Origin of the sequence: Nakamurella aerolata, assembly GCF_013002705.1 — a bacterium.
Classification (GTDB): domain Bacteria; phylum Actinomycetota; class Actinomycetes; order Mycobacteriales; family Nakamurellaceae; genus Nakamurella; species Nakamurella aerolata.
The window spans coordinates 176170-187480 of the sequence record NZ_JABEND010000008.1 but is presented as its reverse complement, the minus strand read 5'-3'; the positions used below and the strand labels follow the sequence as shown (position 1 = coordinate 187480).

At 69.4% G+C, this 11311-nt stretch carries 8 protein-coding genes; all 8 read right to left on the bottom strand.

What is annotated here, in order from left to right; all coding sequences use genetic code 11:
- Window positions 1-91: 91 nt before the first annotated feature.
- The 8 genes from HKD39_RS14250 to HKD39_RS14215 all read right to left on the bottom strand — a co-directional run bounded on the left by HKD39_RS14250 (window position 92) and on the right by HKD39_RS14215 (window position 11112).
- On the bottom strand, window positions 92-1084 hold the full coding sequence (locus tag HKD39_RS14250) for a helix-turn-helix transcriptional regulator (protein ID WP_171200538.1): 993 nt from the start codon (window positions 1082-1084) through the stop codon (window positions 92-94).
- A gap of 71 nt (window positions 1085-1155) precedes the next feature.
- Window positions 1156-1767, bottom strand: coding sequence for an AAA family ATPase (locus HKD39_RS14245; RefSeq protein WP_212754573.1), 612 nt, complete (start codon window positions 1765-1767; stop codon window positions 1156-1158).
- A 171-nt stretch (window positions 1768-1938) separates the two neighbouring features.
- Entirely contained in the window at window positions 1939-3219 is a 1281-nt protein-coding gene (locus HKD39_RS14240; RefSeq protein WP_171200537.1) for an ATP-binding protein, read from the bottom strand.
- Window positions 3220-3618: 399 nt separating this feature from the next.
- Window positions 3619-6366: a sugar-binding protein gene (locus HKD39_RS14235; protein ID WP_171200536.1), complete on the bottom strand. Its 2748-nt coding sequence runs from the start codon at window positions 6364-6366 to the stop codon at window positions 3619-3621.
- 180 nt (window positions 6367-6546) lie between these two features.
- Window positions 6547-7350, bottom strand: a complete 804-nt coding sequence (locus HKD39_RS14230; protein WP_171200535.1) for a carbohydrate ABC transporter permease — start codon at window positions 7348-7350, stop codon at window positions 6547-6549.
- Complete coding sequence (locus HKD39_RS14225) at window positions 7350-8309, bottom strand: carbohydrate ABC transporter permease (protein ID WP_212754572.1); 960 nt, start codon at window positions 8307-8309, stop codon at window positions 7350-7352. The genes HKD39_RS14230 and HKD39_RS14225 overlap by 1 nt, the downstream gene beginning before the upstream one ends.
- A complete protein-coding gene (locus HKD39_RS14220; RefSeq protein ID WP_171200534.1) occupies window positions 8306-9850 on the bottom strand; it encodes an ABC transporter substrate-binding protein in 1545 nt (514 codons plus the stop codon). Before HKD39_RS14220 ends, HKD39_RS14225 begins: the two co-directional genes overlap by 4 nt.
- A gap of 17 nt (window positions 9851-9867) precedes the next feature.
- A complete protein-coding gene (locus HKD39_RS14215; RefSeq protein WP_171200533.1) occupies window positions 9868-11112 on the bottom strand; it encodes a carbohydrate kinase family protein in 1245 nt (414 codons plus the stop codon).
- Window positions 11113-11311: the final 199 nt, after the last annotated feature.

Below are 11311 nucleotides of genomic sequence, written 5' to 3'. Positions count from 1 at the left end.
GTGGCGCGAATCGGCATTGTCAGGAATACGACACCGCCGCCGATCCATCCGCACTCGATGTTGTTGTCTCAGCGGCTGACCTGAACCGCGATCAGATCCAGCCGCGTTTGACGGCCTGCACCCCGAGCAGGAACCGGGAGTTGGCGCCCAGCAGTTGCTGCAGTCGGGTGACCCTGCGGTGCACGGTGCGTTCGCTGACGCCGAGTTCTCTGGCGATCGAGGCGTCGGTGACACCGGTGGCCAGCAGCCGCAGTAACAGTCGGTGTTCGGGAAGGTCGCCGTCCTCGGAGTCGGCGGTGAGCCGTCCCACCGGCACCGCGAGCTGCCAGATGGCCTCGAAGGTGCGCACCAGCGCGTCCAGCAGCGCGGACGGGTGCACCACCAACGCGTCCACGTCGGTCGGGCCCTGGTCGGTGGGGTCGGTGCCGTACGGCAGCACGACGACGGCAAGGCTGTGGTCGGCGATCAGCATCCGCATCGGCACGTTGGGGTAGGTGCGGGCCTCCTCGCCCAGTTCCAGCGACTGCCGGACCGCTGCCATCACCAGCGGGTCGTCCAGCGCCCGCTGCTGGTACACCACCCGGTACTTGATGCCGCGCGCCGACACCTCGGGCTGGGCCGGTGCGATGTCGCCTCGGGACTGGCTGAAGTACGGCTCCCGGTCGAAGCACAACACCGTGGTCTCGGCCCGGTACTGCAGCTGATCGGCGACGTCCCTCGCCTGGTCGAGGCCGCGCACCAGCTCGAGGAACCGGCCGTGGGTGGTGCGCTGCAGCGCGGCGAACTGGTTGGCCGCCGACCGGGCCTGCCGCACCCGCAGCTCCTGCTCGGTGGCCCAGCGTTCGACGGCCAGCCGGATCGGGATGGCGACCAGCCGCTCGTCGTCGGTGACCCGCAGCAGGCCGACCTGGATCAGCGCAGCGAGATCGGCGTCCCGTCCGGCGAGGTCGGCGCTGGCGACGGCGGTGGCGGCGGACACTTCCGAGTACAGCTGCTCTGCGCTGTCGGTCAGTCCCAGCGGGGTCAGCAGCCCTGAGCCGGGCGCCAGCGACTCCGGTGTCGGCGAATCCGCCTGTTCTGTCATCGGCGACTCCCCGCGGTGGCCTCGGTGTGGCGACCGATTCTATCGCGGTGACCTGGGCAAACCGTCGGCGGCTACGGCTTGTGGCCGGCCCGGTTGCTGGCTCGGTTGCTGGCTTTGGTGCCGTCGCCGTCGCCGGGCTGGTCGGCGAGCTGCTCGGCCGCCCGGTGGGCCGGCTGCTCGGCTGGGTCTGCGATCGCCGCGACGATGGTGTCGACGACGACGCCGATCGGTGCGGTGGCGTCGATGCTGATGCCGCGGGCCGGCACGTCCGCTCCGGTGCCGTGCAACCGGATGATCAGCTCACGTTGGTCCGGATCGGCGCCGAAGTCGTTGTCGGTGCGACGATCCAATCGCTGCAGCAGGGTGTCGCGGTCGACGGTCAGTACGAACACCGCATCGAAAATGTCGATGAACGCCGCGAAGTTCCGCGACCCGCCGCAGAAGAACGTGACCGGCGAATTCTGGTCGGCGGCAAGGGTTTTGACACGTGCGACGTCCCAGATGTGATGCTGGTGGCTGATCGGTTCGCCGGTGTCACGCGGCCGGCCGGTCGCCGGGTCGCCCTGGTACGCCAACTCCCGGTCGCCGTGAATCGCCTGGAAGCCGCGGCGCTGCACCTCCGTGCACACCGCGGTCTTGCCGGTGGTGGAGACGCCCTCGATCAGATAGTTCCGCACACCCACGTCCGCGACGCTAGCAATCTCGCCACACCATGGCACTCGGACAACCACCGAATCCCGATGCGCAGCCGCGGTTTCGTCCGGCCATCGATGGTGCTGTTTCCGGTAATCACGCATTACCTGAAACGGTGTACCGCCGATATCGACGCAATCACCGGTACCGGCGGTGGCGCGTCACCCGGCGGTGCGCAGGTAACGGCCGAAATGCGGGACGGTGAAAGCGATCCGGCCGCGTTCGCCGGAGTAGATCAGGCCCTTCTTGAGCAGCGCGTCGCGGGCCGGGGAGAGCGACTGCGGCTTCTTGCCGAGCAGCGCCGCGACGTCGGCGGTGCTCACCGACTCGGCCTCCTTGGCCGTCTCGGCGGACTGTTCGGTACCGGTGTTTCCGGCGCTCTCAGGGTCCGGGGCATCGGGGGAGTTGTTGGGCTGCCCGGGATCCGGCCCCACCGCGACGTCGGCCATGGCCCGCAGGTACTCCCGCTCGGCCGGGGTGGCGCGCTCGTAGCGCGAGCCGAAGAAGCCGACGGCCAACTCCTCCTCGGCCAGCGGGGCGGCCACCGCGACGTCGGCTGCGGTGATCGGCGAGCGCGGGGCCTGGTCCCACACCGCCTTCCCATACGCCTGCACGAAGTAGGGATACCCGGAGGTGACGGCGTACATGGCGGCAAGGGCCTCGTCGTCGAAGCCGGCGTCCTCGTCGGAAGCGGGGGTGCTCAGCGCCTTGTCGGCGGCGGTGCGGTCCAACCGGTCGATGCGCGAGTAGCGGAACAGCCGCTCGGAGTACGACTTCGACGCCGACAGCACCGCCGGCAGGTGGGGCAGCCCGGCACCAACGACGATCACCGGCAGCGCCGCCTGGCTGAGCTCGTGGCAGGCCGCGCAGAGCGCCGAAACATCTTGCGGCGCAAGATCTTGCATCTCGTCGATGAACAGCGCCACGCCCTGCCCGAGGTCGGCAGCCAGGCCGCCGATGTCGCTGAGCAGTTCCAGCAGGTCGATCTCGATGTCGCCGGAGTCGGCCCGGCCACTGGTGGCAGGGGCATCGATGCCGGGCGACCAGCGGTCGCGCAGTTTGCCGGCGCTGGCGTCCGGGTCGCGCAGCGCGAAGGCCTTGACGGTGCCAAGCACGTGGTCGACCTCGGCGGCCGCCGGATGCCCGAGTTCTCGCACTGCGGTGTGTGCGGCGGCGGCGATCGGCCGGCGCAGCCGCTGGTCGGGGCGGGCCTCCAACTTGCCGGTGCCCCACCCGGCCCGCACCGCGGCCGAGCGCAGGCTGTTCAGCAGCACGGTCTTGCCGACGCCGCGCAGCCCGGTGAGCACCATCGACCGCTCCGGCCGGCCCTTGGACACTCGCTGCAGCACCACGTCGAAAGTGGCGAGTTGCTCGTCGCGACCGGCCAGTTCCGGCGGGCGCTGCCCGGCGCCGGGCGCGTACGGATTACGGATCGGATCCATGCCCGGCACGGTAACGGTGGTTCGATCGCGTTCGATGCAGCTGTATCGGCGTGTCTAGCAGCTGGCCAAGACAGCCGTATCGGAGCCGATCGCCCGGGCGCTCGCCGGTGCTCGAGTCTGCGCCGCAGCTGATCCTGCCGATCGCCTGCGCCCGAGAATTCAGCACCACCGACAGAAGCGGCCGGTTTCCGGTCGAACTGGGCCGCCGGCGGGCCAGGTTTGTCGGTGGTGCTGAAAGTCGACTCCGACACCGCGGCTGCGCAGTGGCCCCGACCCGCCCGCCACAGCTGATACGGGTGCCTGCGCCCGAGAATTCAGCACCCACAGCAACAGCGGCCGATTTTCCGGCGAGAACGCCGGAAATCGGCCGCTGTTGCTGCTGGTGATGAATCTGAGCGGTCAGCTCACCCGCAGCGGGATCTGGGACGACACCGTGCCGCCCTGCCCGTCGTCCCAGCCGACGAGTGCGGTGGCCGCGCCGGACGGCGCCCTGGTCAGCGGCACCGTCACCGTCGAGGTGCCGGCGCCGACGGCGGTGGTCACCGAGCCGACGGTCCCGGAGGCGTCCCGGATGAACGCATGCACGGTGCCGGCGCTCGCCGCCTTCACGGTGACGGTCGCGGTGGATCCGGACGCCATGGCCGAGGTGACCGCCCAGCCGGCGCGGGCGTTCGGCGAGGCCGGATCACCGGCCAGTGCCACGTTGTTCCGCACCGCCTGCTCGATCGACTGCGGGCTGTCCAGCGACGACAGCGCGGCGGTCGGCATCACCGGGTCACTCGGAGTGGTGGGCCGGTCGGCCGGCGGGGTGTACCCCGGCAGCGTCGCGATGCCCCAGCGGTACGGGTCGCCCTGCACGCCGCCCCAGGTGGACCAGCCGATGCGGGTCTGCCCGGTCTTGTCCTGGGTATCGGAGTCGTACGGCAAAATGTTCAACCCCATGTGCTGCGGGTCAATTGCGCTGGGCAGCAACGACATCGGGATCGCGGTCTCCACCATGTAACCGGTGTACGGCGCGGTCACGGTCGAAGCGACCTTCATGCCTGGCGCGGTCTCCGGGCCGGGGCCCTGGTGGTTGTCGGCGTCCCGCAGGTAGCACGGCGGGCCTTCCTTGGTCCACGGCAGAATCGCGGCCTTGAACGTGGTCGAGGTGTTCTCGCTGGTGCCGCGCGGGTCGATGGCGATCTCAACGGCGTCGGTGCGCCAGTGCCGCTTGCAGTCCGCGGCGTCCAGTGCTGTGCCCTTGACGTCGTCCTTGACGGTGACCGCGATGTACAGCGTGTCGTCCCGCCAGGCCACCCGCGCCGTCGCGGAGCAGTCCGCCGCCGACGAGCACGCGGTGCCCTCCCACAGCCGGCCGACGTTCAGCTCCTGGCCGGGGTACTCCCCTTGGCTCACCACGCCGTCGACGGTGGGTGCCTGCTGCGCCTGCTCGATGGCGGTGGTCGGCACCAGCTCGAAGGCTTGCCGGGTGGTTCCGGTGGCGCCGGAGCTGGTGGTGTCGATGGTGTAGAGGTAGTCGCCGTTCTCGCCGCCCTGGTTCGAGGTCGGCATGCCGGCGTCGGTGTTGGTCACCGTGAACTTCACCGTCGTGGTGGCCCCCGGTGCCAACGACGAGTACGGCGCTGACGCCGGCGTCATGCTGAAACCTGTTGGCGGGCGCGGGGTTACGGTGCCGGACTGGCTGGTGCTGCTGTGGTTGGTCACCGTGACGTCGATGGTCCTGCTGCCGCCGCTCGGCACGGTCAGCACCGGCCGGACGATGTCGCTCAGCTGCGCGACGTTGCTCTCGGTAGCCCACTGCTGGAACTGGATGACCTGCGGCAGCAGCTGCTGGGTGGCGGTGACGGGGGCCGTCACGCGCACGGATTCGTCGTTCCAGCCCCGCATGCCGTTGGCGGTGCTCACCTGCACGCCGATGCGAACGTTGCTGCCGAGCGGCGCGTTCGCCGCCGGGGTGATGCGCACCGTCCTGGTCATCGCGCGGCCGGGGGTGACGGTGCCGAGCGAGCCGCCACCGGAAACGGTCCAGCCGTCCGGCACCACCAGCGTTGCGGTGGCGCGGGGCAGCGCCCGGCGCGGCGCGGTGAGCGTGACGGTGGCCTCGAAGGCCTGCCCCGGCAGCACCCGGTAATCGGGAATGTCGAAGTCCAGTCCGGTGCCGAGCGGGAGGTCGCCCTTGCCGGCCAGCAGCGCGCCGGCGAGCGGAGACTGGTTGGTGTAGGCGGCATCCGTGCCCGGCCGCGGGATCGGCGTCCTTGAGTCGATCAGGGTCAGGTAGTCGCAACCGAGCTGGTTCGGATCGGTGGGCGGGTCGGGGAATCCGGACCAGCCCTGCGAGGCGTACTCGCGTTGCGCCTGCCGCTCGATGGCGGCCCAGGTCTGCCCGTCGGGGGCCTTGGTGCCGGACCACACGCCGTAGACGTCCTGGCTCGGGTCCTCGGGTTGGAAGCCACGGGCGCAGGCCGGTCCGGTGGCCGACTTGCCGGCGGCGCCGGCGCGGAAGATTCGTGACGGCGCAAAGGGTTTCAGCCCCTCGTCGCGGATCTGTTCGGGGTAGGCGTTCGGGTCGCCGGCCAGTCGGTAGGCGTCGATGGCCAGCCGGCCGGCCTCCTGGTGGTTGCCGTGCTGGCCCGGCGACGGGGCCGGGTTCATCGTCACCAGCACTTCGGGACGGGTCTGCCGGATCACCCTGACGATCTTGCCCAGGGTGTCATCGTGGTTCCAGACCTGCGCGGTGAGTGGCTCGGACACGGTGTAGTAGAAGTCGACCTTGTCGAGGTTGAAGATGTCGGTAATGCCGGCCTTGCCAACGGCTTTGCGTTCTTCCGCCTCGCGGATCAGGCCGAGTGCCGGGCCCTCTTCGGGCCCGACGGCGTTGCCGCCGCCCTCCCCGCGGGTGATGGTGATGACGCCGGTGGACAGCTGGTGGTCGGCGTTCCACTGCCCGAAAGTGGACAGCTGGCCGGACTCGTCGTCCGGGTGCGCCCCGATGAACATCACATCGAGATCTTTTGCGGTGCCGATGGAGGTGGTGGCGTCCGGTGGGGTGCCGGAGCCGGGCGGGGCGGCGCCGGCCGGTGGGGCCAGCACAGCGGTCACCACCAACCCGGCGGTGGCCGCGGTCGCCACCGCGGACACCGCCATCCGATGCGTACCTGAGGGCGTACAACGTGACGTTCGTGTCATGCGTGCTCTCCTTTGAGCGGGGCAGCGAGTCGGGTTGCTGCCACACGGTTTTCGGCGTTGTTCGGTGCCGGTGCTACGGAGCTGGGATTGCAGAACAAGATCGGGGAACCAACAAGTGCCACGATCAAGAACGGTGGGCTACTCCTTCACGGCACCCTCCAACATGCCGGCGATGAAGTGCCGCTGCAGGAACAGGTAGACGATCACCACCGGCAGCGCGACGATGGTCGCGCCGGCGGCCAGCAGGGTGAAGCCCTGGGTGTACTGGCCGGAGAAGAAGCTCAGGCCCAGCGGTGCGGTGCGCAGCGCCTCGTTGCTCGGCACCATCACGAGCGGGATCAGGAACTCGTTCCAGGTCCACATGAACACCAGCACCACCAGGGTGACGATGGCCGGCCGGGCCTGCGGTACCAGCACGCTCCACAGGGTGCGCAGCGATCCGGCGCCGTCCAGCCGGGCGGCCTCCAGCAGCGCCCGGCTCGAGGTGCGGAAGAACGCCCGCAACCAGAACGTGCCGAACGCCACCGACTGCGCCACCTGCGGCAGCACGATGGCCCAGAAGGTGTCGGTCAGCCCGATCGCCCGCAGGTCGAAGAACAGCGGGACGACGATCGCCTCTGCCGGCATCATGATGCCGAGCAGCATCAGGTAGAACAGCACGCTGGATCCGCGAAACCGCATGGTGCCGAACGCGAATCCGGCCAGCACCGACAGCACCACGCTGGTCACCACCACGAAGGCCGACACCAGCACGCTGTTCAGCAGTGACCGGCCGAACCGGCCGATCTCCCAGGCCTGCTGGAAGTTCGCGAACCCGCCCGGCGCCTGGGTGTCCTTGCTGAACGCCGCGACCAGGATGGTCAGGATCGGGTAGAGCGCGAACACCGCGAACACGGTGAGGATCAGATAGTTGGCGACCCGCTCGCCGCTCGAGATGCGCATCAGCTGGTCTCCGTGTCACGGTCGCCGACTCGGGTGATGACGAACGAGATCGCGAAGATGACGATGGTCAGCAGCACGCCGATCGCGCTCGCCAGGCCAACTTTGCCCTGTTCGAAGGCCTGCCGGTACACCTCGTACGAGGGCACGGTGGTCTGATAGCCGGGGCCGCCCTTGGTGGTCATGTAGATCAGGTCGAAGGTCTTCAGCGACGCGATCACGGTGAGGGTCAACGCCACCGAGATCTGCCCGCGCACCGCCGGCAGCGTCACCGCGAAGAACTCGCGCACCGGCCCGGCCCCGTCCAGCCGCGCCGCCTCGTACTGCTGGGTGGGGATGCGGCTCATCCCGGCCATCATCAACACCGTCACCAGCCCGATCTCGAACCAGGTGCCGATGAAGCCGACGGCGGGCAGCGCCCAGTCGTAGTCGCCGAGCCACCCACGGGTCAGCGAGTCAAGACCGATACCGGACAGCGCGGAGTTCAGGCTGCCGTCCGGCGCGTAAAGCTGGCGCCAGGCAACGGCAATCACCACCATCGGCACCACCTGCGGCAAGAACACCACCGACCGGAAGAACCCGAGGCCCCACACCCTGGCGCGGTGCAGGATCGCGGCCAGGATCAGCCCGACCACCAGCGGAATCACCGCGTAGAAGCCGATGAGCACCAACGAGTGCAGAAACGCTCCGCGCAACCGCTCGTTGCTCAGCACGTCGGTGTAGTTGGACAGGCCGGCCCAGGTGCCGAGCGTCAACCCGTCCCACTCGAAGAACGACAGGTAGACAGCCTTGCCGAGCGGGTACAGCGCGAACGCCGCGTACACCGCAAAAGCCGGCAGGATGAACAGGTATGCCACCTTGCGCGGCTCGCCCGGCGGGCCGGACCTGGCCCGCTTCGCGCCGTTGCCGAGCTCAGACGGTGGGCGGGCCGGTGCCGCGGTGTTGGCTGTCGGTGCGCTCACTGGCCTGACGTGAAGTCGCTGTAGTCCTGTTGCAGCGTCTTCATGGTGTCCTCCGGGCTGGTCCGGCCGGCCAGCAGATCCTGCAGCGCGGCACCGAGGGTGTCGCTCATGGTCGGGGTTGCCCAGTCCAGGTACGGCACCAGTCCGTCGTCGGTCGAGACGGTGTCGAACGCGGTGAAGACGTCGGTGCCCAGCGCGTCGGGAGCCTTCTGCTTGGCGGTGTCGACGATCGGCAGGTTGCCGGTCTCGGCGAGCACCTTCATCGCGTTCTCGTTGGTCAAGAAATTGATGTAAGCCGCTGCGGCGTCGGGGTTCTTGGCCTTGCTGGTGATGGCGAACGGCAGCCCGGTGGCACCGGTGGTCACCACCTTGCCGCCGTCAGCCTCCGACGGCGGCGGCAGCATGAACTTCACCTTGTCCTTCATGGCTTTTGACAGGTCGGACTGCAGCCAGGAACCGGCGATCAAGAACACTCCGGTGCCCTTGCTGAAACCCTGCCAGGCCGGGTCGTAGCCCTGTGCGTTCACGTCCTTGGACAGGTAGCCCTTGTCCACCCAGTCCTTGAGCTGCTGCGCGGCCTTGACGTTGCCCTCGGCGTTCCAATCGGTGCCGGGCTGACCGAAGCCGAGTTGGCGGATCTGCTCGGCCTGGGTGTAGCGGCCCTGCACCACGCCGAAAACATGGATGGCGGGCCACTTGTCCAGGTTGCCGAGCACCAGCGGCTGCTCGCCCTTGGCCTTCGCGGCGGCCAGCGCCGCATCGAACTCGGCCCAGGTCTTGGGCGGCTGAATGCCAAGGGCGGCAAGCTTGTCGGTGTTGTAGTAGACGCCGATCAGCTCGCCGACCTGCGGCAGCCCGTAAAGGCTGCCGGAGCCGAAGGTCTTGCCGTCAGCGGAGTACGACGAGGCGTTCCGCACCGACTGCGGGTACCGCTGGTCCCAGCCGTACGTCTTGGCGTACGAGTCAAGGTTGATGATCTGCTTGGCCTTGACAAACTCGCCCATCTGCGAGCGAGTGTTGTTGGCCTGCACCACATCTGGGGCTTCGTTGCCGGTCAGCGCCAGCCGCAGCGTCTTGGTCAGATCGTCGAAGGAGCGGGACACCCGCTTGATCTTGATGTTCGGGTACTTGGCCTGGAACTCTTCGTTCAGCTTCTTGATCTGCTGGTCCTGGCCGCCGCGCACCTCCTGGTCCCACACCGTCAGGGTGACGTCGCCGAAGGTCGACGGATCGGGTGCGGCCGCACCGCCCGCGGCGCCGGAACCCGCGGCACCGGATCCGGCCGCTCCCGAGCCGGCAGCACCGGAACCGCCGGCCGCAGACCCGGCTGCGCCGGAACCGTCGGCGCCGGTGGCGCCGGGAGCGGTGGTGCCCGCGCCGGCATTGTTGGTCGAGCTGGTGTCGTTGCTGCCGCCACTACCGGGGGCGCAGGCCGCGAGCACCAGCGCGGCGGCGATGGCCGCTGCCGCGAATCCGGTGATCCGGCTGGCCCGGTTCCGTCCGAGCGCGGCGCTGCGGGAGCGGGGAGATCGGCTGGTCATGATGCCTCCTGGCAGTGTCAGTTCCCGTCGACAGTGACGGGGTCGTCTTCGTTGACTTGAGTGGCGTCCTGGTCGGTCGCCGCCGAGTTCGCTTGTCCGGTGGGAGTTCCCGGCACGACGGTGGTGGGCGCGGACGCATCGGAGAGTTGAGCAACGGTAGCCGTCGCGCGGCGGGTGGCGGTGCGCGGGACGCTGCCGACGATGTCGTCGAGGAAGGCGAACCGGCGGGCCAGCGACCGGGACGCGGCGTGCCCGTCGTTGCGGGCGCGGGTGTGCTGCCACCAGTCGGCGATGTCGCCCCAGCCAGGTGCGGCGAGTGAGCCGCCGAACTGTTGCACCGCAAGGGCCGAGCACAGCGCGGCGAAGTTGAGCCGGTCAGCCAGCGGCCAGCCGGCGAGGGTTCCCATGGTCACCGCGGCGTCGAAGACGTCGCCGGCGCCGGTCGGGTCGATCGCCGGCACCCGCAACGCCGGCACCGAGACCTCCTCGCCAGTGGTGTTGTCGATGGCCAGCGCCCCGTTGGCGCCGTTGGTCACCACCGCGAGCGGGACCCGGTCGGCGATCGCGTACAGCGCGTCCTGCGGGGTATCGGCGCGGGTGTACGCCATGGCCTCTGCGGCGTTGGGCATGAAGGCGTGGACGTGCTGCAGCTGATCGAGCACCTGGGTGGGCCAGCGCTCGGACTCGTCCCAGCCGATGTCGGAGAACAGCAGCGCCCCTTGGGCTTTCGCGGTATCGGCCCAGCCGCGCTCCGGGTCGCCGACGCCGAGTGGATGGTCGACGTTGAGGTCGAGCAGCACCGCCCGGGCGCGCGGTGGGGTGCCGATCATCTGGTCGGCGGACACCGGCGGCGGGTGCTCGTGGGTCACCATCCGGCGGTCGCCGTCGGTGGCGATGGACACGGTGACCGGCGAGTGCCAGCCGGAGAAGCGCGCGGAGTGCGTCAGGTCGATGTGTTCCTGGTCGGCCAGGGTGCGCCAGCAGAACTCGCCGTAGGCGTCGTCGCCGAAAGCGGCGCCCAGCGCGGTGCGCAGCCCCAGCCGGGCGGCGCCGACGGCCAGGTTGGCGATGCCACCAGGACCCGAGCCCATGCCCTCGGCCCACACCTCGGTGCCGGGGTCGGGCAGCCGGCCCAGCCCGGTGAAAATGATGTCGAGGAACACGGTGCCGTGCAGGAAGACGTCGATCTCCGGATCGTCCGGGCGCCCCGGGTCGCGAAGATGGGCAAGCGGGTCGAAGGACGGGGCACTCACGGTGACCATGGTGACGCGCGAGAGCGCGCATGGCAAGAGCAGTTTTGCGTTGATTTGCTCAGTTTTGACTTCGGGAGTGGCTTGGTTTGACTTCGGGGCGGGGTCCGTCGCGACCGCCGCGAGCCTGGCGCGCCGTCGGACCACCACGATCGGGTGAGTCGAATCGGCGAGGTTCCGGTGGGCGTCCGGCCGGCATCGAGCCGGCGCA

What these genes read in the sequence shown, in the direction of transcription:
- HKD39_RS14250 (WP_171200538.1), bottom strand. Translation starts at nt 1,084, where the DNA reads ATGACAGAACAGGCGGATTCGCCGACACCGGAGTCGCTGGCGCCCGGC.
- HKD39_RS14240 (WP_171200537.1), bottom strand. Translation starts at nt 3,219, where the DNA reads ATGGATCCGATCCGTAATCCGTACGCGCCCGGCGCCGGGCAGCGCCCG.
- HKD39_RS14235 (WP_171200536.1), bottom strand. Translation starts at nt 6,366, where the DNA reads ATGGCGGTGTCCGCGGTGGCGACCGCGGCCACCGCCGGGTTGGTGGTG.
- HKD39_RS14230 (WP_171200535.1), bottom strand. Translation starts at nt 7,350, where the DNA reads ATGCGCATCTCGAGCGGCGAGCGGGTCGCCAACTATCTGATCCTCACC.
- HKD39_RS14220 (WP_171200534.1), bottom strand. Translation starts at nt 9,850, where the DNA reads ATGACCAGCCGATCTCCCCGCTCCCGCAGCGCCGCGCTCGGACGGAAC.
- HKD39_RS14215 (WP_171200533.1), bottom strand. Translation starts at nt 11,112, where the DNA reads ATGGTCACCGTGAGTGCCCCGTCCTTCGACCCGCTTGCCCATCTTCGC.